This window comes from Streptomyces sp. NPDC007929, from assembly GCF_042959065.1.
Taxonomy (GTDB): Bacteria; Actinomycetota; Actinomycetes; order Streptomycetales; family Streptomycetaceae; genus Streptomyces.
In genome coordinates, this window is record NZ_JBIBKD010000006.1 from 546,499 (window position 1) to 566,958 (window position 20,460).

The 20,460-nt window shown below is 71.4% G+C and carries 21 protein-coding genes and 1 riboswitch; of the genes, 16 read left to right on the forward strand and 5 right to left on the reverse strand.

All coding sequences use genetic code 11. The features are described 5' to 3' along the window. Nucleotides 1-20: 20 nt before the first annotated feature. From ACFZDE_RS23210 to ACFZDE_RS23220, 3 genes are all read right to left on the reverse strand, one after another. Nucleotides 21-422, reverse strand: a complete 402-nt coding sequence (locus tag ACFZDE_RS23210; protein WP_391202607.1) for a MerR family transcriptional regulator — start codon at nt 420-422, stop codon at nt 21-23. A 26-nt stretch (nt 423-448) separates the two neighbouring features. Further along, nucleotides 449-1,207 (reverse strand): SDR family oxidoreductase, encoded by a 759-nt coding sequence (locus tag ACFZDE_RS23215; RefSeq protein WP_391004506.1) that lies wholly within the window; start codon nt 1,205-1,207, stop codon nt 449-451. A gap of 205 nt (nt 1,208-1,412) precedes the next feature. After that, on the reverse strand, nt 1,413-1,598 hold the full coding sequence (locus ACFZDE_RS23220) for an Rv0909 family putative TA system antitoxin (protein ID WP_391004508.1): 186 nt from the start codon (nt 1,596-1,598) through the stop codon (nt 1,413-1,415). Nucleotides 1,599-1,768: 170 nt separating this feature from the next. Here ACFZDE_RS23220 and ACFZDE_RS23225 point away from each other — a divergent pair, with 170 nt between their 5' ends. The 13 genes from ACFZDE_RS23225 (at nt 1,769) to ACFZDE_RS23285 (ending at nt 15,082) form a co-directional block, all read left to right on the forward strand. Beyond that, the gene (locus tag ACFZDE_RS23225; RefSeq protein ID WP_391202416.1) at nt 1,769-2,545 is read left to right on the forward strand and encodes a DUF1524 domain-containing protein; all 777 of its coding nucleotides are present in this window, start codon (nt 1,769-1,771) and stop codon (nt 2,543-2,545) included. 56 nt (nt 2,546-2,601) lie between these two features. Then, on the forward strand, nt 2,602-3,348 hold the full coding sequence (locus ACFZDE_RS23230) for an N-acetyltransferase (RefSeq protein WP_391004512.1): 747 nt from the start codon (nt 2,602-2,604) through the stop codon (nt 3,346-3,348). A gap of 212 nt (nt 3,349-3,560) precedes the next feature. Continuing rightward, a complete protein-coding gene (locus ACFZDE_RS23235; RefSeq protein ID WP_391202419.1) occupies nt 3,561-4,217 on the forward strand; it encodes a hypothetical protein in 657 nt (218 codons plus the stop codon). A 38-nt stretch (nt 4,218-4,255) separates the two neighbouring features. After that, nucleotides 4,256-5,755: a protein kinase gene (locus tag ACFZDE_RS23240; protein ID WP_391004693.1), complete on the forward strand. Its 1,500-nt coding sequence runs from the start codon at nt 4,256-4,258 to the stop codon at nt 5,753-5,755. Between the two features lie 143 nt (nt 5,756-5,898). Then, a complete protein-coding gene (locus ACFZDE_RS23245; protein WP_391004516.1) occupies nt 5,899-6,552 on the forward strand; it encodes a SurA N-terminal domain-containing protein in 654 nt (217 codons plus the stop codon). Nucleotides 6,553-6,728: 176 nt separating this feature from the next. Next, the gene (locus ACFZDE_RS23250) at nt 6,729-7,748 is read left to right on the forward strand and encodes a nucleoside triphosphate pyrophosphohydrolase (protein ID WP_391202422.1); all 1,020 of its coding nucleotides are present in this window, start codon (nt 6,729-6,731) and stop codon (nt 7,746-7,748) included. An 87-nt stretch (nt 7,749-7,835) separates the two neighbouring features. Beyond that, nucleotides 7,836-9,173, forward strand: coding sequence for a cytochrome P450 (locus tag ACFZDE_RS23255; RefSeq protein WP_391202425.1), 1,338 nt, complete (start codon nt 7,836-7,838; stop codon nt 9,171-9,173). 140 nt (nt 9,174-9,313) lie between these two features. After that, complete coding sequence (locus ACFZDE_RS23260) at nt 9,314-10,321, forward strand: transglycosylase family protein (protein ID WP_391202428.1); 1,008 nt, start codon at nt 9,314-9,316, stop codon at nt 10,319-10,321. Between the two features lie 228 nt (nt 10,322-10,549). Then, nucleotides 10,550-10,716: riboswitch (cyclic di-AMP (ydaO/yuaA leader) on the forward strand. A 3-nt stretch (nt 10,717-10,719) separates the two neighbouring features. Then, nucleotides 10,720-11,412, forward strand: a complete 693-nt coding sequence (locus ACFZDE_RS23265; protein WP_391004525.1) for a transglycosylase family protein — start codon at nt 10,720-10,722, stop codon at nt 11,410-11,412. 252 nt (nt 11,413-11,664) lie between these two features. Next, nucleotides 11,665-12,954 carry a phosphopyruvate hydratase gene (eno, locus tag ACFZDE_RS23270; protein ID WP_031138576.1) on the forward strand — a complete coding sequence of 430 codons (1,290 nt, stop codon included), beginning with the start codon at nt 11,665-11,667 and terminating at the stop codon, nt 12,952-12,954. 118 nt (nt 12,955-13,072) lie between these two features. Then, nucleotides 13,073-13,567, forward strand: coding sequence for a septum formation initiator family protein (locus tag ACFZDE_RS23275; protein ID WP_391004529.1), 495 nt, complete (start codon nt 13,073-13,075; stop codon nt 13,565-13,567). A gap of 34 nt (nt 13,568-13,601) precedes the next feature. Beyond that, entirely contained in the window at nt 13,602-14,132 is a 531-nt protein-coding gene (locus ACFZDE_RS23280) for a DUF501 domain-containing protein (RefSeq protein ID WP_020277285.1), read from the forward strand. Beyond that, complete coding sequence (locus ACFZDE_RS23285) at nt 14,129-15,082, forward strand: exopolyphosphatase (RefSeq protein WP_391202432.1); 954 nt, start codon at nt 14,129-14,131, stop codon at nt 15,080-15,082. Before ACFZDE_RS23280 ends, ACFZDE_RS23285 begins: the two co-directional genes overlap by 4 nt. Nucleotides 15,083-15,101: 19 nt before the next feature. Here the strand turns inward: ACFZDE_RS23285 and ACFZDE_RS23290 are convergent, their stop codons facing one another. After that, nucleotides 15,102-15,371 (reverse strand): type II toxin-antitoxin system RelE/ParE family toxin, encoded by a 270-nt coding sequence (locus tag ACFZDE_RS23290; RefSeq protein ID WP_217129824.1) that lies wholly within the window; start codon nt 15,369-15,371, stop codon nt 15,102-15,104. Continuing rightward, a complete protein-coding gene (locus ACFZDE_RS23295; protein WP_391202435.1) occupies nt 15,368-15,640 on the reverse strand; it encodes a type II toxin-antitoxin system prevent-host-death family antitoxin in 273 nt (90 codons plus the stop codon). Before ACFZDE_RS23295 ends, ACFZDE_RS23290 begins: the two co-directional genes overlap by 4 nt. A gap of 227 nt (nt 15,641-15,867) precedes the next feature. Here ACFZDE_RS23295 and ACFZDE_RS23300 point away from each other — a divergent pair, with 227 nt between their 5' ends. The 3 genes from ACFZDE_RS23300 (at nt 15,868) to ACFZDE_RS23310 (ending at nt 20,423) form a co-directional block, all read left to right on the forward strand. Then, nucleotides 15,868-16,782, forward strand: a complete 915-nt coding sequence (locus ACFZDE_RS23300) for a DUF2382 domain-containing protein (protein ID WP_391202438.1) — start codon at nt 15,868-15,870, stop codon at nt 16,780-16,782. Between the two features lie 556 nt (nt 16,783-17,338). Next, nucleotides 17,339-18,727, forward strand: coding sequence for an FAD-dependent oxidoreductase (locus ACFZDE_RS23305; RefSeq protein WP_391004539.1), 1,389 nt, complete (start codon nt 17,339-17,341; stop codon nt 18,725-18,727). A gap of 388 nt (nt 18,728-19,115) precedes the next feature. Further along, a complete protein-coding gene (locus ACFZDE_RS23310) occupies nt 19,116-20,423 on the forward strand; it encodes a class I SAM-dependent methyltransferase (protein WP_391202441.1) in 1,308 nt (435 codons plus the stop codon). Nucleotides 20,424-20,460 lie beyond the last annotated feature (37 nt).

Here is a 20,460-nt window from a genome sequence, read left to right on the forward strand (position 1 = left end):
CCGGCTCCGCTGAGGGGTGGTCAGGCCGCTGTGTGGTCAGGCACCGTCGCCGGCCGCGCATCGATCGCCCGGTGGCCGGTGGCCTGGCGCAGTGCCGTCGCGAGCCGGTCGCGCACGGCGATCTGCGCGGCGATACGGGCCTCCAGTACCGCCAGCCGATCGGCGGCCACCCGCAGCCCCTTCGCGGAGGCGGGCCCTGCCGTGACGTCACCGTCCAGGCAGGGCAGGAACACGCGTGCGTCGTCGAGCGTCAGCCCCACGTCGAGCAGTTGCCGGATGTTGCGGACGCGCACGGCCGTCGCGGCGTCGTACAGGCGATAGCCGTTGGCGGCCCGTTCCGAGGAGATGAGCCCCGCCTGTTCGTAGTGGCGCAGTGCGCGCGCCGACGTGCCGGTCGCGTCGGCGAGTTCACCGATCCGCATACGAGGTGCAGCCATGCGCGCCAGTGTCATGCGACGACCGCGCCGCCGTCCACCGGGAGGATCACCCCGGTGATGAACGAGGCCTGCGGGGACGCCAGCCGGGTGATGGCCCAGGCCACCTCCTGCGGGCGCCCGATCCGGCCGAGCGGCGTGTGGTCGAGCTGCCACGCGCGGATCGCCGCCTGCTGCTCGGGGGTGTGACCGGCGTGGTCGCCGATGGGCGTGTCGATCGCGCCCGGCGCCACCGCCGCGACCCGGATGCCGAGCGGCGCCAGCTCCACCGCCCAACTGCGGGTGAGCACCTCCAGGGCCGCCTTCCCGGCCGCGTACAGGGAGTTGCCGGGCCAGGCGCGCTGCCCCACCGACGTCGTGACGTTCACGACGACACCGCGGCTTTCCTCCAGGGCCGGGAGCGCCGCCTGGGTGAGCAGGACGGGGGCGAGGAGGTTCGTCGCGAGGAGGGGGCCGACGGTGGCGCGGGTGTAGGTGCGCAGCGACCGGGCGTCCACGACACCGGCGTTGTTCACCAGGACGTCGAGCCGGCCGTGCCGTTCGAGCGCCGTACGGACGACCGTCTCGGGGCCGTCGGTGGCCGTGATGTCGGCGACGAGCGGGCTGATGCGGGACGGGTCGTGCCCGGCGGTCTCGACGAGGGGTGCCTCGCGGCGGCCCACCGCCACGACGTGCGCGCCCTCGTCGGCGAAGGCGTGCGCGGTGGCACGGCCTATGCCGCTGCCTGCGCCGGTGACGAGCACGGTCCTGGTCTTCGGGTACGGGGTTGCCATGCGGTGATCGTCCGACCTTGACGCCAGTGTCAAGGTCAAGCACGACATGCCCGGCGGCGCGCGCGGCAGCGGCGAGGCACACACGTGAAGCCCGCCCGCGGGAGCACACACGCGAAGCCCGCCCACGGGAGCACACACGTGAAGCCGCCCGCAGGAGCTACCCGTGGGTCTCCGCGGACGGCCTCGGAGTCGGAGTTCGGAGGCCTTACTGCTGTTCCGGCCGGTCCCGGTCGCGGTCCATGCCCAGCGAGCCCTCGACGCGCTGCTGGCCGGAGTCGACCTGGTCCTCGTACTTGCCGCCGGTCCTCTCGTTGATCCGGTCTTCCGCGGCGTCAGAGCCCTGCTTGCCCTTGTTCCGCGCCTGGCTCTTGAACTTGTCGAAGATGCCCATGCAAAGCTCCCTCCGGAGGTGACTCAGAACCGACGATACGCGCGAGATGCGAAGAATGCGCATTGAGGCCCCATGTGGTCTGAACCTCTTCCTCGCTACCGTGTGACCGGGCACGGGCCGCCCGCCCGTGCCGGAGCGGAACGGAACGGAAAGACAGGGGAGGGCGCAGCGTGACGCGTCTGAGGGGCGGGGCGGCACTCGCTGTCGCGATGGTGTTCACCGGTTCGGCACTGGCCGGCTGCGAGGGTCTGGCCCCGCCGGCGGACGGCGGTGGATCCTCCGCCCCCGGCGCCCCGGCCGCGGGCGACGGCCGCGCCGTGAGCCCGCTGGACAACCCGGACGGCACCAAGCCGGGTCTGGCGGCGGTCACCTCCGACGCGGACAAGGAACGGGCACGCGGCCTGATCGAGAAGGTCGCCACAAAGGGCCGGGGCCCCAGGACGGGCTACGAACGCGACAAGTTCGGCTACGCCTGGAAGGACTCGGTGCCCCGCGAGGTCCCCTTCTCCCACAACGGCTGCGACTCGCGCAACGACCTCCTGAAGCGAGACGGGCAGGACCTGCGGTTCCGCGCGGGATCGGACTGCGTCGTCACCTCGCTGACGCTGCACGACCCCTACACCGGCAAGGTCATCGAGTGGACCAAGTCCCATGCGATCAAGGTCCAGATAGACCACGTCATGCCGTTGTCGTACGACTGGCAGATGGGCGCCGCACGCTGGAGCAAGGACAAGCGGGAGTCCATCGCCAACGACCCGCTCAACCTCGTCCCGGTGGACGGGCCGGCGAACGGTTCGAAGGGTGACTCCGGTCCGGCGTCCTGGCTGCCGCCGAACAAGCGGATCCGCTGCGCCTACTCGGTGCGCTTCGCCCAGGTGTCGCTGAAGTACGAACTCCCCGTCACGGCGGCCGACAAGGAGATGATGCTGAGGCAGTGCGGCGGGTAGGGCCCCTGCCCGTAAATCGGTTCCGTGGCCGCGCCGCCCCTGCCTACCGTGATCACATGCAGCCGAAGACATCGACCCTCGCCGACCGCCCGGACATGCTGGAGCGGGTCGTCGGGATGGCGGACAGCTGGCCGGAGTTCGTGATCCAGGACCTCGTCGGCGCCGCCCACTTCCCGCGGATCGCCTCCGAACTGCCCCAGTACGTCCTGTTCGCCGAGGACGAGGAGGGCGAGGTCGTGGCGAACGCCTACAGCGTGCCGTTCGCCCTCGGAACCGAACAGCGCGGCGGCCGGTTGCCCGCCAACGGCTGGGACACGGTGCTGGTGTGGGCCTTCTCCGATCTGCGGCGCGGAGTGCGGCCCGACACCGTCAGCGCGATCTCGGTCTCCATAGCCCCGCACGCACAGGGACGCGGCCTGTCCGGGGTGATGCTCTCGGCCATGCGGGACAACGCCCGGGCCCGTGGCTTCCGCGAGGTCGTCGCCCCGGTCCGCCCCAACGCCAAACACCTGGAACCGCACACGCCGATGGAGGAGTACGCCCGCCGCGTGCGCCCCGACGGCCTGCCCCAGGACCCGTGGCTGCGCGTCCACGCCCGGGCCGGAGCCACCATCGACTCGGTGGCCCCGGCGTCCATGACGGTGTCCGCCCCGCTCGCCGACTGGCGCCGCTGGACGGGCCTGCCCTTCGACACCGACGGCGACATCGAGGTGCCGGGCGCCCTGGTGCCGGTGCGCTGCGAGGTGGAGCGCGGGTACGCGGTGTACGTCGAGCCCAACGTGTGGATGCGGCACCCGCTGTAGCGGGGGACGGACGGCGCGGCTCACCCCGTCGCCGGGGGCGGGCTGTTCACACGAAGTGATCAGCATGACAACGGTTCGGTACAACCCGTGACCGGTTGTCCGTGTCGGGCTATACGCTCGGATCCCCAACAGGGACTGCCACTCGCACTCCCCCAACAGGGTCCGTCACTCGCACGTCCGTCCCCATCGGCCACACCGGTCCAGGAGCAGTCATGTACGGCCACGGCGCGGCGCCGCCTCCCCGCAGCGCGGCAACGGTCATCTCCCTGCGTGTGCTGTTCGCAGCAGCCGGCTTCCTCACGTGCGGCGTGCTGGCCTGCGTACCGCTGTTCCGGGTGGCCGTGCTGCGCGGCCGGGCCCTGGACTGGGTGCTGGCCTGGGCGAGTCTGCCGCTGGCCATCGTGTGCTTCGTCGTGATCGGCGCGCTGCCGGAGAGCGACTACCGAACCGACATCGCGCTGGCCATGATCCTGCTGCTCGGAGTGGGTGCCGCCATCTACTTCCTCATCGTGGACATCGGACACCACGGCGGGCAGCGGGCGTTCGCCGGTCACGCGCCGTCCCACGCGCCGTCCCACGCGCCGACCGTCGCGCAGACCCCCTACGGCTATCCGCACCAGGCACCGCCGTACGCCCCGACGTCCACGCCCATCCCGCAGCACCCCGTCCCGCAGCACCCCGGGCCGCACACACCGGCCCCGCACGACACACCCCCGGTCGCGGGCCCGATCCAGCCGCCCCCGTCGCCCCAGCGCCCCGCCCCGGCCCGCATCGACCAGGTCCGCGCCGAACTCGACGAGCTCAGCGACTACCTGCGCCGACACGAGGGCGAAGGCCACCGGGACGGCGACCCCGAGGGCGGACGGTGACCGCGGCGGCGGGACGGGTCGTCGCCGGACGCTACGAACTGTCCGCCGTCCTCGGGCAGGGCGGCATGGGCCAGGTCTGGACGGCGTACGACCAGCGGCTCGACCGGCGCGTGGCGGTGAAGCTGCTGCGCCCCGACAAGGTCGCCGGGCAGGACGCGGAGGAACTGCGGCGCCGTTTCGTACGGGAGTGCCGGGTGACCGCGCAGGTCGACCACCCCGGCCTGGTCACCGTGCACGACGCGGGCAGCGAAGGCGAGGAGCTGTTCCTCGTCATGCAGTACATCGACGGCGCCGACCTCGCCGGGCATCTCGCCGAGCGCACCCCATACCCCTGGCAGTGGGCGGTCGCGGTCGCCGCGCAGCTGTGCGCCGTACTGAGCGCCGTGCACGCCGTGCCGATCGTCCACCGCGACCTCAAGCCGCGCAACGTGATGGTGAAGCAGGACGGCACGGTCACCGTTCTCGACCTCGGTGTCGCCTCCGTCATGGACGCGGACACCACCCGCCTCACCCACACCGGCACACCCATCGGCTCGCCCGCCTACATGGCCCCGGAGCAGGCCATGGGGGGCGCCGTCGGGCCCTACACCGACCTGTACGCGCTCGGCGTGGTCCTGCACGAACTGCTCAGCGGCGACGTGCCCTTCTCCGGCTCCACGGCCCTCGGCGTCCTGCACCGGCACCTGTACGAGCCCCCGCAGCCCGTACGCCGCGTCCGGCCGGAGGTCCCCGAGGCCCTGGAGGCCCTCGTCCTGCGCCTGCTGGCCAAGGACCCGCAGCACCGTCCCGCCTCCGCACAGGAGGTGTACGAGCAACTGGAGCCGCTCCTGCCCGCGCGCGGGACTCCCACCGGAGGGGCCCTCGACCCCACCCGCCCCTTCCTGCGCCCGCACGCCCCCTGGCCCGACCGTGCGCGCACCCCCGCGCCCCAGCCCGCGCCGCCCGCCGCACCCGTCGCCGAGACCACGGGCACGACGGACATCGTCCGCGCCGTCGACGAGGTCAAACGGCTCCTCGGCGAGGGCCGCGTCACCCAGGCCGTCGACATCCTCGGCGCGATCCTGCCCGTCGCCGCGCGGCAGCACGGCGAGCACTCCCCGGTCGTACGCACCCTGCGCAAGCAGTACGCGGCGACCCTCCTCGACGACGGCCAGTACCGCCGCGCCCTGCCCGAGCTGCGCCGCCTCGCCGACGAACGCGCCGCCGAGGCGGGCCAGGCCGACCCGCAGGCCCTGCGCCACCGCTACGAGGCCGCCCAGTGCCTGGAACAGCTGGGCGAACCGGCCGCGGCCCTCGCCGAGTACCGGGCGGTCCTGCCGTACTACGAGAACCAGTACGTCGCCGCCGGTGGACCCGAGCTCGCGCACGACGTACGGCGCCGGATCGGGCACCTCCAGCTGGCCCTCGGAGACCGCGGTGCCGCGCACGACACCCTGGCCCGGCTGCTGCACGACGTGGAGCGCACGCACGGCCCCGGGCACCCGCTGGGCGCGGAGATCCGCAGGACGCTGCAGTGGCTGGGGCAGGTCCGCGGCTGACGAGCGGCGGGGGGCGAGGCGCGGCGGTGCCGGAAGTCCCGGTGAATCGTTGGTCGAATGGGTTGGCCGGAGCTTGACCACTGCCTACCATCGATCATCGCAAGACCTTGTGCACCGTCGCACAATCTCCTCGGGAGGTCTCCTTGCACCGCCGCAGTCGCACCGCGCTCGTCCTCACCGCCGCGATCGCCGCCGCGGCGCCCCTTCTCACCGCCTGCGGGAACGACGCGCATCCCGGCGCGGCAGCCGTCGTGGGCGGCCAGCGGATCACCGTCTCGCAGCTGGACGAGAGGGTCGGCGAGGTTCGCGCGGCCCAGCGGGCGGCCGTGCGGGACGAGGCGCAGTACCAGCAGGTCATCGCCAGGACCGGCACCCTCACCCGCGACACCCTGCACACCATGGTCCTGGACCGGGTGCTGCACCGCGCCGCAGAGGACGCCGGGGTGAGCGTCTCCCGCAAGGAGATCCAGATGATGCGCTCCGGCCTCGAACAGCAGGCCGGCGGTGCGAAGGCGCTGGAGACGACCTGGCTCCAGCAGTACGGCATCCCGCCGCGGCGCCTCGACGACAACCTCCGCCTCCAGCTGGAGGCCCAGAAGCTCGCCGAGAAGCTCGGCACGAACACCGACCGTCCCGAGTTCTGGAAGGCCCTCTCCGACGCCTCCAAGGACCTGAACATCGACCTCAACCCGCGCTACGGCACCTGGGACGTGCAGAAGAGCAGCCGAGCCGACGCCAAGACACCGTGGGTCCGGGACGTCACGGCGCCCCAGCCGCAGCCGCAGCAGGGCATGTAGGACGCCGACCTGGGGCCTGGGGGCCGGGGGTCTGGGGCCCGGGGGCCGGTGAGCGACCTGGCGGCCTGGCCTCCGGGGTCGGCGCACCCCTCGGTGCCCGGGCCCTGTGGACAACCCGGCCCGGGCCCCTGTGGACAACTTCGGGTGCTGTCGGCGTCGTGGGATAGCTTCGAACCGTGAACGCCAACAGCCCCGAAACCACCCCGGGCCCCGAGCGGACCGCCCCCGACGCGGCCGCCGCCCCCGGCCGCATCGTCCTGCTCACCACCAGCCACCGCGTCGCCCCCGGCCTGCTCTCCTGGCCCGCCTGGCAGGCACTGCACGCGGCGGACCGGGTGCTGTGCGCGGACGGCACGCACCCGCAGCTGCCGTATCTGCGCGAGGCGGGCATCCCCGTCGCCGAGGCGTCCCCGGCCGCCGAGGAGCTGGTCGACGCCTGTGCCGGTGGCCGCACCGTGGTCGTGGTGGCGACGGGCGAGGGCGAACCGGTCCTGACCGACGGCCTGGCCCGCCTCGCCGGCACCGGCCGGATCGCCATGCCCGAGCTGGAGCTGCTGCCCGCCTCCTACGACCTGCCGGGCGCCCGGCTCCTCGACCTCGTCCAGGTCATGGACCGCATCCGCGCCGAATGCCCCTGGTCCTCCCGGCAGACCCACGAGGGTCTGGCCAAGTACGGCATCGAGGAGGCGTACGAACTCGTCGAGGCGATCGAGGAGGGAGACCGCGACGAACTGCGCGAGGAGCTCGGCGACGTCCTGCTCCAGGTCGTCTTCCACGCCCGCATCGCCGAGGAGGGCCGCCCGGAGGACGGCGAGGACCCCTTCTCCATCGACGACGTGGCGGGCGGCATCGTCGCCAAGCTGATCCACCGCCACCCGCATGTCTTCGGCGACGCGACGGCCACCACCCCCGAGGAGGTCAAGGAGCACTGGCTGCGCACCAAGGCGGTCGAGAAGCAGCGCACCTCGATCACCGAGGGCATCCCCCTCGGCCAGCCCGGCCTGGCCCTCGTCGCCAAACTGGCCTCCCGCGTCCGCACGGCGGACCTGGACATACCCCTCCCACCCGTCGAGGGCATCGGCTACGACCTCCTGGCCCTGGCCGTCCGCGCCGAGTCGGAGGGCGTCGACCCGGAGGCGGCCCTGAGAGCGGCGGCCCGGGCGTACCGCGACGCGATCAGAGATGCCGAGGGCTGAGCGGCCGGGGGAGCCCCAGGGGAGGTGCCGGGTGCGGCAGCCGGGACGGTGGAGGGGCCGCCGCGCTAAGCCGGATACGGTCGAAGCGTGACCGACCAGCCCCAGCCCCACGCACCCGCGACCCAGCCCCACGCACCCGCGGCCGCCCCCGACCTCTTCACCTGGGAGTTCGCGAGCGACCCCTACCCCGCCTACGCCTGGCTCCGCGAGCACAGCCCCGTCCACAAGACGCGGCTCCCCAGCGGTGTGGAGGCCTGGCTGGTCACGCGGTACGCCGACGCCAAGCAGACGCTCGCCGACAGCCGGCTCTCCAAGAACCCCGCGCACCACGACGAACCGGCGCACGCCAAGGGCAAGACCGGCATCCCCGGTGAGCGCAAGGCCGAGCTGATGACGCATCTGCTCAACATCGACCCGCCGGACCACACCCGGCTGCGGCGCCTGGTGTCCAAGGCGTTCACGCCCCGCCGGGTCGCCGAGTTCGCGCCGCGGGTGCAGGAGCTCACCGACACCCTCATCGACGGGTTCGCGGGGAAGGGGACCGCCGACCTGATCCACGAGTTCGCCTTCCCGCTCCCCATCTACGCCATCTGCGACCTGCTCGGCGTCCCGCGCGAGGACCAGGACGACTTCCGCGACTGGGCGGGCATGATGATCCGTCACCAGGGCGGCCCCCGGGGGGGTGTCGCACGGTCCGTGAAGAAGATGCGCGGCTACCTCGCCGACCTCATCCACCGCAAGCGGGAGGCGCTGCCCACCGAAGCCGCCCCCGGCGAGGACCTCATCTCCGGTCTCATCCGCGCCTCCGACCACGGTGAGCACCTCACCGAGAACGAGGCGGCGGCGATGGCGTTCATCCTGCTGTTCGCCGGTTTCGAGACGACGGTGAACCTGATCGGCAACGGCACCTACGCCCTGCTCACCCACCCCGGGCAGCGCGCCCGACTCCAGGCCTCCCTCGCCGCCGGAGAGAGCGGCCTCCTGGCGACCGGCGTGGAAGAACTCCTGCGCTACGACGGCCCGGTCGAACTGGCCACCTGGCGTTTCGCCACACAGCCCCTCACCCTCGGCGGGCAGCGCGTCGAGGCCGGCGACCCCGTCCTGGTGGTCCTGGCCGCCGCGGACCGGGATCCGGAGCGGTTCGCCGACCCGGACGTGCTGGACCTCTCCCGCCGCGACAACCAGCACCTCGGCTACGGCCACGGCATCCACTACTGCCTCGGCGCCCCGCTGGCCCGGCTGGAGGGCCAGAGCGCGCTCGCCACCCTGCTCACCCGCCTCCCGGACCTCCGGCTCGCCGCGGATCCGGCCGAGCTGCGCTGGCGCGGCGGCCTCATCATGCGGGGACTGCGCACACTGCCGGTGGAATTCACACCAGCAGCGGCGAAAGCACGTGCCGTACCCGGCGGTAGCGGCCGCGGGTGACGAAACATCAGACCTGTGATCTTCACGTGATCTGCGCGGCATGAACTTGTGACAAGTGATCGACTGCCTATACGTTCACCCATCAACGCGGCGGGGAATCACGCCGCGTCGGTCACTGCTGTCACGCGAAAGGTCTCCGTATGCTCTCCGGGAACGGTCGGCACCGTCGCCCCCGCCAGGCTCCGGCTCTCCTCGTGGCGGCCGGAGTGACCGGCTCCGCCATCGCGATCCCGCTCCTCGGGGCCTCCGGTGCCAGTGCGGCCGACGGCACGACCTGGGACCGGGTCGCGGACTGCGAGACCGGCGGCGCGTGGAGCCAGAACAGCGGCAACGGCTACTACGGCGGCCTGCAGTTGTCCCAGGCGGACTGGGAGAACCACGGCGGCCTCGACTACGCCGCGAGCGCCGACCTGGCCAGCCGCTCCCAGCAGATAGCCGTGGCCGAGAAGATCCTCGCCGAACAGGGTGTCGGCGCGTGGCGCACCTGCGGACTGCTCTCCGGGCTGGAGCAGGGCAAGGGCTCGGACTCCGACACGTCCGGTTCATCCGACTCGTCCGGCTCGTCCGACCCGACGGATTCGCCCGGCCTGCTCGACCGGCTCGGGTCGTCGCCGTCCGAGAGCCCCTCCGCGTCCCCGTCCCCCGACGCCTCGTCGGATACGGAGGATGAAACGACCAAGTCGGACAAGTCGCCTGAATCCACCGGCTCTCCGTCGGAGGACCAGTCGGACGACCAGGAGTCCGGCAGCTCTCCGTCGGCCACCCCCGGGAGCGGTGAGTCCGGTGACGCACGCCAGGGTGACGAGTCCTCGGCCCTGACCGACACCGGCTCCGGCCGCCACCGCGGCCCCAGCGCCGACGAGTCCCGATCGTCCGGCGGCGACCGCACGGACGAGTCCACGGGCCGTCACGCCTCGCGCGGCGACGAGGGCTCCGGAGAGGTTTCCGCTGAGGGCTCCGGCGACGCCGCCCAGGGCAACTACATCGTGGGAGTCGGTGACAGCCTCTGGTCCATCGCCGACGCCCTTGACGTCAGCGGTGGATGGCACGCGCTCTACGAGACCAACGAGACTGCCGTCGGCGCCGACCCGAACATCATCCACCCCGGTCAGAAGCTCACGGTGGAGGGCGAAGGGGACGAGAAGTAGCCGTTCGGGCAGTGCGGAAACGAGGGCGGAAGTCCCCCCGAAACCGCGCGAGTTCGCGTCATGATTCGCGGTGAATGTCCCGTTTGGGGCCCGTGAGAGATAGATCTCAGAAGCCCTGATCGTCTTTGAAATTCCGTCGATCGCGTGTCTACGGTCGTGACCGCTCGTCACCACGAGCCCCGGCTGCCGCAACGCCGAATCCTGCCAGCGGCCGTACGGGAACAGTCGTCGCGTCAAGCGCCGTAGGCAGGAGCGGGGGACCCAAGGTAGGTGCCCGACCGGCCAGTTGTGCCGGAAGGGCTTGGGGTGAAGCCGTGTCCCGGGAGGGACGCGGCCGGGCAACTCAACCGGCCCGAACCCGACAGCTCACCTCGCAGGCGTCGGTGAGGGGATCCACCATGCTGTTTTCCGGCAAGGGCAAGCACCGCCGTCCGTCCAAGGCCACCCGCGTCGTCGCGCTCGCCGGCGTCACCGGTGCCGCCGTCGCCGCCCCGCTGATGGCGGCCGGCAACGCCTCCGCCGCCACCGCCTCCGAGTGGGACGCCGTCGCCCAGTGCGAGGCCGGCGGCAACTGGTCCATCAACACCGGCAACGGCTACTACGGCGGTCTGCAGTTCTCCGCCTCCACCTGGGCCGGCTACGGCGGCACCAAGTACGCCGCCACCGCCGACCAGGCCACCAAGGCCCAGCAGATCGAGATCGGCGAGAAGGTTCTCGCGGGTCAGGGCAAGGGCGCCTGGCCGGTCTGCGGCAAGGGCCTGTCGAGCGCCGCCTACACCGGCGGCGGCTCCTCGGACGACTCGGGCAGCTCCTCGCAGAGCCAGCAGCAGAGCACCGAGTCCCGCGAGACCCAGCAGCCCGCCTCCCGTTCCGAGGAGCGCCCGGCGGCCAAGAAGACCGTCACCACCCCGACCGGCAAGAAGGTCAAGAAGGGTGACGGCGAGTACAAGGTCGTCAAGGGTGACACCCTCAGCTCCATCGCCGCTGACGAGAAGGTCAAGGGCGGCTGGGAGAAGCTCTTCCAGCTGAACAAGGACATCGTCGACGACGCCAACCTGATCTACCCGGGCCAGCAGCTGCACCTGAAGTAAGCAGCGGCCCAGCCCCGTCCCCACGGGCTCCCCGCCCCGGTGCGTCCTCCCCCGTACGCACCGGGGCGGGGTTTTTTCCGCAACGGGCTTTGTTCCGTTCGGAAACAATTTACTCTCGGTTCTGTCCATGGGGTGGGCGACCCGGTGGCCGATCGCCCCGGGCCGGTTAGGCTCATGTCGCGAGCCACCGGGCCCGCACCTCGCCGGGTCCACGCGACCCGCGTACCGCGTCACATCAAGAAGGAGATGCTCGTGCCGTCCATCGACGTCGTCGTAGCCCGGGAAATCCTGGACTCCCGAGGCAACCCCACGGTCGAGGTCGAGGTCGGCCTCGACGACGGCAGCACCGGTCGTGCCGCCGTCCCGTCCGGCGCCTCCACGGGCGCCTTCGAGGCCATCGAGCTCCGCGACGGCGACTCGAACCGCTACCTCGGCAAGGGTGTGGAGAAAGCCGTCCTCGCGGTCATCGAGCAGATCGGCCCGGAGCTGGTCGGCTATGACGCCACCGAGCAGCGCCTGATCGACCAGGCGATGTTCGACCTGGACGCCACCGACAACAAGGGCTCCCTCGGCGCCAACGCCATCCTCGGCGTCTCGCTCGCCGTCGCCCACGCCGCCTCCGAGGCCAGCGACCTGCCGCTGTTCCGCTACCTGGGCGGCCCCAACGCGCACCTGCTGCCGGTGCCGATGATGAACATCCTGAACGGCGGCTCGCACGCCGACTCCAACGTGGACATCCAGGAGTTCATGATCGCCCCGATCGGCGCGGAGTCCTTCTCCGAGGCCCTGCGCTGGGGCGCCGAGGTCTACCACACGCTGAAGAAGGTCCTGAAGAGCAAGGGCCTGGCCACCGGCCTCGGCGACGAGGGCGGCTTCGCCCCGAACCTCGGCTCCAACCGTGAGGCCCTCGACCTCATCCTCGAGGCCGTCAAGGAAGCCGGTTACACCCCCGGCGAGCAGATCGCCCTGGCGCTCGACGTCGCCGCCTCCGAGTTCTACAAGGACGGCGTCTACACGTTCGAGGGCAAGGAGCGCTCGGCGGCCGAGATGACCGAGTACTACGCGGAGCTCGTGGACGCGTACCCGCTCGTCTCCATCGAGGACCCGCTGTTCGAGGACGACTGGGAGGGCTGGAAGACCATCACCGCCAAGCTCGGTGACAAGGTCCAGCTCGTCGGCGACGACCTGTTCGTCACCAACCCCGAGCGCCTGGCCCGCGGCATCGAGGAGGGCGCCGCCAACGCCCTGCTGGTCAAGGTCAACCAGATCGGCTCGCTCACCGAGACCCTGGACGCCGTCGAGCTGGCCCAGCGCAACGGCTTCAAGTGCATGATGTCCCACCGCTCCGGCGAGACCGAGGACGTCACCATCGCCGACCTGGCCGTCGCCACCAACTGCGGCCAGATCAAGACCGGCGCCCCGGCCCGCTCCGAGCGCGTCGCCAAGTACAACCAGCTGCTGCGCATCGAGGAGATCCTCGACGACGCCGCGGTCTACGCCGGCCGCAGCGCCTTCCCGCGGTTTCGCTCTGCGAACTATTAAGCACAGCAAGGGCTGACCCCGGCCACAAGAGGCAGCGTCGTACGTACGTCCCCGTACTCGGTCCCGTACCGTGTCCGGGGACGTACGCGCGTATGACGGTGGAGCGGGAGGCGGACAGATGGCCGTGAAGGACCGGGACCGGTTCTCCACCGCGACCAGGATCCGGCTGCTCGGTGAGCAGACCGCGGCCCGGGTCTACCGTTCCCAGACCAAGCGCCAGGCCCGCCGCTCGCGGCTGACCGGCCGGGCCGCGCTGCTCGCCCTGGTGCTGTGCTCGCTGATCGTGGCCCTGGCCTACCCGATGCGGGAGTACGTCTCGCAGCGCGCCGAGATCGACGACCTCCAGCGCGAGCAGCGGCAGGCCCGCGAGCGTGTCGAACGGCTGCGCGACCAGAAGGCGCGCTGGCAGGACGACGCGTACGCCGAGCAGCAGATCCGGCAGCGGTTGCACTACGTCATGCCGGGGGAGACGGGCTTCATCGTCGTCGACCCGCACGCGGCGAAGCAGTCCCGCACCGACCTGGGGGCGGCCGACCGCCCCTGGTACTCCAACGTCTGGGACGGGGTCGACAAGGCCGACGCCGCCGCCGGTGACCCGCGCCCCGCCCAGTGACCTGAACCCAGAGAAAGACAGCCTGAAGACAGTCATGGAAACGCCCCCGCCGACCACCCCGCGCACCGAGCCCACCGACGCCGACGTCGAGGCCTTCAAGCAGCAGCTCGGTCGGCCCCCGCGCGGTCTGCGCGCGATCGCGCACCGCTGCCCGTGCGGACAGCCCGACGTCGTCGAGACGGCCCCGCGGCTGCCGGACGGCACACCGTTCCCCACGCTGTACTACCTGACGTGCCCGAAGGCCAACTCGGCGATCGGCACGCTGGAGGCCAACGGCGTGATGAAGGAGATGACCGAGCGGCTGGCCTCGGACCCGGAGCTCGCGGCGGCCTACCGGGCCGCGCACGAGGACTACATCCGGCGGCGCGACGAGATCGAGGAGCTGAAGAACTTCCCGAGCGCGGGCGGCATGCCGGACCGGGTGAAGTGCCTGCACGTTCTGGTGGCCCACTCGCTGGCCGCGGGGCCGGGCGTGAACCCGCTGGGCGACGAGGCGCTGGCGATGCTGCCCGAGTGGTGGCGCAAGGGCGCCTGTGTGACGACCGTCGAGGAGGACGCCCAGTGACCCGTGTCGCCGCCGTGGACTGCGGTACGAACTCCATCCGGCTCCTGGTCGCCGACGCGGACCCGGCGACCGGCGAACTGGTCGACCTGGACCGCCGTATGACGATCGTGCGCCTCGGGCAGGGCGTCGACCGCACCGGCCGGCTCGCCCCCGAGGCGCTGACGCGGACGTTCGCGGCGTGCCGGGAGTACGCGGCGATCATCAAGGAGCACGGGGCGGAGCGGCTGCGGTTCGTGGCGACGTCCGCCTCCCGGGACGCCGAGAACCGGGACGAGTTCGTGCGCGGCGTGCTGGACATCCTGGGCGTCGAGCCGGAGGTGATCACCGGCGACCAGGAGGCCGAGTTCTCCTTCACCGGCGCCACCAAGGAGCTGGCCGGGAGCGACCATCTGCCCACGCCCTACCTGGTGGTGGACATCGGCGGCGGCTCGACCGAGTTCGTCGTGGGTGACGACCGGGTCCGGGCGGCCCGCTCGGTGGACGTCGGCTGCGTCCGTATGACCGAGCGGCACCTGGTCCGGGACGGGGTGGTGAGCGACCCGCCGACCGGGGAGCGGATCGCGGCGATGCGGGCCGACATCGAGGCCGCGCTCGACCTCGCCGAGCGGACGGTTCCGCTGCGCGAGGCGCGCACGCTGGTCGGCCTGGCCGGCTCGGTGACGACGGTGTCGGCGATCGCGCAGGAGCTCCCCGAGTACGACTCCGCTGCCATCCACCACTCCCGTGTCTCCCACGCCAAGGTCCGCGAGATCACGGAGTGGCTGCTGCGCTCCACCCATGCCGAGCGCGCGGCCGTGCCGTCCATGCACCCGGGCCGGGTCGACGTGATCGGTGCGGGTGCCCTCGTGCTCCTGTCGATCATGGAGCGGATCGGCGCCGAGGAGGTCGTCGTCAGCGAACACGACATCCTCGACGGGATCGCTTGGAGTTGCGCCGCCGAGGCGCGCTGAGACGGTGCCGGGCGGGGCGTCACAGGTTGCGGTAGACGTCCCGCCGGTCGCCCACCTTGACCACGAGCACGACGAGTTCACCGTCGTTGATCTGGTAGGCGACCCGGTAGCTACCGACCCTGAGTCGGTAGAGGCCCGACGGGCCGGTGAGCTTCTTGACGTCGGCGTCCTGCCGGTACGGATCGTCTCCGAGTGCGGTCAACGCCGTCAGGATGCGCATGGCGTCGGGTCGGCTGATGGCCCGAAGCTGACGCTGTGCCGCCGTGGTGAACCGGAAGGCGTACTTCACGCCGCGTCGCCGTCCTGCTCGGTGAACAGGTCCGCCAGCAGTTCCGCCATGGTCACGGTGGCGCCGCCCTCGGCCAGCACAGCTTCGGCCTCGCGCGCCAACATCACGTCGGCGGCTTCCTCCAACGCTTCGAAGTCCGAGATCGGGACCACGGCTGCCACCGGTGCGCCGTTGCGCGTGATGACGGTCGGGACACCTTCCTCGGCCCGGTTGATGTGATCGGCGAGGTGTGCGCGGGCTTCCCGTACGGTCACGGTGTTCTCAGTCATGAGCCCAGTGTACGCGCGTTCGTGTACACGCGAGCGAATGCCGGGAGTCGCGTTCGTCAGTGATCCTCGACGGGATCGCGTGGTCGGTGGCGTGACTCCGGAGCACTGAGGTCTCGTAAGTAACTTACGAGAAGTAGGTGACATTTGTTGCAGGTGATTCGTTTCGCCCTATTTGTGGTGGTGTACCCGCGCAGGGAAGAGCCCCTACGAGAAGGGCGAGACACACCATGATCACCAGAGAGCAGATAGCCGACGTCCTGGACCACACGGTTCTCGACGAGGGCGGCAAGAAGATCGGCGAGGCCAAGCACGTCTTCCTGGACGACGCGACGGGGCGCCCGGAGTGGGTGTCGGTCAAGACAGGCCTGTTCGGCACCAGTGAGACCTTCGTACCCATTCGTGACGCCAGGGTGGTGGAGGACCACACGGAGGTCCCGTACTCCAAGAGCATGGTCAAGGACGCACCCCACGTCGACGTCGATAGCGGCGGCCATCTGTCGCAGGACGAGGAGCATCGGCTCTACGAGCACTACGGCCTCGACTGGGACGAGTCCTGGTCCCGCGCCAATCAGCCCGGCGAGGGCGGCTGGGCACACGGCGGCGAGACCGGCGCGGCGGGTACGGCGGGCGCGGCGGGCGCGGCGGGTACGGCCCGAGGTGCGGGGGCCCCGGACGCCCGGAGCTCGGCGGACACCTCCGGCACCACCGCGCATGCGCGCGGGGGCACGGACGACACCGCCATGACGCGCTCCGAGGAGCGGATGCACGTGGGTGTCGAGCGCCGTGAGAGCGGCCGCGCCCGGCTGCGCAAGTACGTCGTCACCGAGGAAGTGGAGCGCACGGTCCCGGTGCGGCACGAGGAGGTGCGCGTCGAGCGCGAGCCCATCACGGACGCCAATCGCGACGCCGCCATGTCGGGGCCGGACATCGGTGAGGCGGAGCACGAGGTGGTGCTCCACGAGGAGCGGCCGGTGACCGAGACCGAGGCCGTGCCGGTGGAGCGGGTGCGCCTCACGACGGAGGAGCGGACCGAGCAGGAGACCGTGCACGGCACGGTGCGCAAGGAGCGCATCGAGGGCAGCGCCGAGGAGATCGACGACGGCCGCGACGGCCGCGACGGCCGGGGGCCGGGACGCCGCTAGGGCTCCGCGCGTGAGGCTCCACGGGTGCCGGCGAGGATCCGTCGCCGGTACCCGCCGGCGCGCCGGACCCATCACCGGACCCATCGCGGACCTGATCGCCGGGCCGGGAACCATGCTGGTCAGTAGCCTCCGCTGAGCGACGGCCGCCACGTGTGAGCGTCGCCCGAGGGCCTTGAGGAGGCTCCGGTGAACCCCCGGACGACGGTCCGTCGGGAAAGTTCGTGAAGTTCTTCACAAGGAATTCGGCTCTCCCGAGCGAGGAAAGGGCCCCCGTTGACCCGTCCGGGGGCTGAACAGCCCCTTGAACATGTTCAGAAGCATGGTATGGAGAGGATCGGGACGCCGCTCGCGGTGGTGCTCGGCGAGTGCCTCACCAAGGTCCCGGGAGCACAGAGAGGCAGCTCACGCGGCATTGACAACGCCCCGGGGTGCACACTGAAGCCCGGTTGTCACCATGACGTGGATCACGCGGGCCGCGGAGGATAACACACCCCCTGTAAGAGCTTGTGAAGGGGCGCACGAGCCACCCCCCTGAAGCGGGTGGATACTCGATGGCATGAGCACCACGGAGCGTCCCAGGATCCTCGTAGTAGGCGGTGGGTACGTAGGCCTGTACGCAGCTCGGCGCATCCAGAAGAAGATGCGCTACGGCGAGGCGACCGTCACGGTCGTCGACCCCCGGTCGTACATGACCTACCAGCCCTTCCTCCCCGAAGCCGCCGCCGGCAACATCTCCCCGCGCCACGTCGTCGTCCCGCTGCGACGCGTGCTGCCCAAGGCGGAGGTTCTCACCGGCCGGGTCACCACCATCGACCAGGACCGCAAGGTCGCCACGGTCTCCCCGCTGGTCGGCGAGGCCTACGAGCTGCCCTTCGACTACCTGGTGATCGCGCTCGGCGCGGTCTCCCGCACCTTCCCGATCCCCGGTCTCGCCGAGCAGGGCATCGGCATGAAGGGCGTCGAGGAGGCCATCGGCCTGCGCAACCACGTCCTCGAGCAGCTCGACAAGGCCGACTCCACCACCGACGAGGAGATCCGCCGCAAGGCGCTCACCTTCGTCTTCGTGGGCGGCGGATTCGCCGGTGCGGAGACCATCGGCGAGGTCGAGGACATGGCCCGGGACGCCGCGAAGTACTACAAGAACGTGTCCCGCGAGGACATGCGCTTCATCCTGGTCGACGCCGCCGACAAGATCCTCCCCGAAGTCGGTCCCAAGCTCGGCAAGTACGGCAAGGAGCACCTCGAGGGCCGCGGCGTCGAGGTCTACCTGTCCACCTCCATGGACTCCTGCGTCGACGGCCACGTGGTGCTGAAGAACGGACTTGAGGTCGACTCCAACACCATCGTGTGGACCGCCGGCGTCAAGCCCAACCCGGCCCTGGCTCGCTACGGCCTGCCGCTGGGCCCCCGCGGTCACGTCGACTGCGAGCCGACCCTCCAGGTCAAGGGCACCGACTACATCTGGGCCGCCGGCGACAACGCCCAGGTCCCGGACCTCGTCGGCCGCAAGGCGGGCAACGAGAACGCCTGGTGCCCGCCCAACGCCCAGCACGCGCTGCGCCAGGCCAAGGTCCTCGGCGACAACGTGGTGTCCGGCATGCGGGGCTTCCCGCAGAAGGACTACGCCCACGCCAACAAGGGCGCGGTGGCCGGTCTCGGCCTCCACAAGGGCGTCGCGATGATCGTCATGGGCAAGATGAAGATCAAGCTCAAGGGCCGTCTCGCCTGGTACATGCACCGTGGCTACCACGGTCTGGCGATGCCGACCTGGAACCGCAAGATCCGTGTCTTCGCCGACTGGACCCTGGCGATGTTCCTCAAGCGCGAGGTCGTCTCGCTCGGCGCGATGGAGACGCCGCGCGAGGAGTTCTACGAGGCCGCCAAGCCGGCCCCGGTCGCCGCCGCGCCGAAGGAGAAGACCGAGGAGAAGGCCAAGGCCTCCTGACCTCCGGTCGGTCACCTGCCTGACGAAGGGCCTCCCGCCATCCGTGGTGCGGGAGGCCCTTCGCCGTGCCCGGCACGCGCGGGCCGTTGGCCGTGTGCGGGACGGGCGGGCCCTTCGCCGTGTGCGGGACGTGCGGCCGTTGGCCGTGTGCGGGACGTGCGGCCGTTGGCCGTGTGCGGGACGTGCGGGCCCTTGGCCGTGTGCGGGACGGGCGGGCCCTTGGCCGTGTCCGGGACGCGCGGGCCTTCGCCGTGTGCGGGACGTGCGTCCGGGCGGCCGATGTGGCGGTTTTGCTCAGTCATGACGCGTGCCAGGGACTGCGCCGGGGCTCTTCGGGTGTTTACGTGGTGTCCGACATTCCGGGATTCCCGTCACGGAGGTGTACACCATGGCAGACGCCGCGCAGCGGCTGCAGGGCCTCTTCACACAGTTGCTCGGCGCACCGCTCCCCGTGCGCATCCGCGCCTGGGACGGTTCGCAGTCCGGTCCGCCGGGCGCCCCGACCCTGGTCGTACGCAACCGCCGCGCGCTGCGCCGCCTGCTGTGGAAGCCGGGCGAACTGGGCCTGGCCCGCGCCTGGGTGGCGGGCGACCTGGACATCGAGGGCGACCTCTACGCGACCCTCGATCTGCTGGCCGGTCTCATCTGGGAGCGCGGGGACGACGCCCGCACCCTCGCCCAGGCCCTGCGCGACCCCGAAGTCCGGGCCGCCGTACGCGGACTGGTCAAGCTCGCCGGACCCCCGCTGCCGCCCGCCCCGCCCCGCGAGGAGGCTCGCAACCCGCGCCGCCACCTGCACACCAAGCACACCGACCGACGCGCCATCAGCCACCACTACGACGTCGGCAACGACTTCTACGAGATCGTCCTCGGCCCGTCCATGGTGTACTCCTGCGCCTACTGGCCCACCCCGGACAGCACCCTGGAACAGGCCCAGCGGGACAAGCTCGAACTCGTCTGCCGCAAACTCGGCCTGCGGCCCGGCCTGCGGCTGCTGGACGTCGGCTGCGGCTGGGGCTCGATGGCCATCCACGCGGCCAGAGAACACGGCGTACGCGTCGTCGGCGTCACGCTCTCCCAGGAGCAGGCCGCCTACGCCCGCAAGCGCGTCGCCGACGAGGGCCTCACCGACAAGGTCGAGATCCGCGTCCAGGACTACCGCGACGTCCGCGACGGTCCCTACGACGCGATCTCCTCCATCGGCATGGCCGAACACGTCGGCGCCGACCGGTACCTGGAGTACGCCGCCGACCTGTACGACCTGCTCAAGCCCGGCGGGCGGCTCCTGAACCACCAGATCGCCCGCCGCCCGCAGGGCGACGAGACGACGTACAGCGTCGACGCCTTCATCGACTCCTACGTCTTCCCCGACGGCGAACTCCAGCCGATCGGCGCCACCGTGGCCCAGCTGGAGCGCGCCGGGTTCGAGGTGCGCGACGTCGAGGCGATCCGCGAGCACTACGCCCTCACGCTGCGCCGCTGGGTCGAGCGCCTGGAGGCCGACTGGCAGCGCGCCGTCCATCTCACCACCCCGGGCCGCGCCCGCGTCTGGCGCCTCTACATGGCCGCCTCCGCCCTGGCCTTCGAACGCAACCGCATCGGCGTCAACCAGGTCCTCGCCGTGCGGACCGCGGAATCCGGCGCGTCGGGCATGTCGCTGCGCGCCCGCGAGTGGACCGACTCCGGGCGCGGTTGATCCGGACCCGAGCCGAAGGGCCGGACTCCCCGTGGTG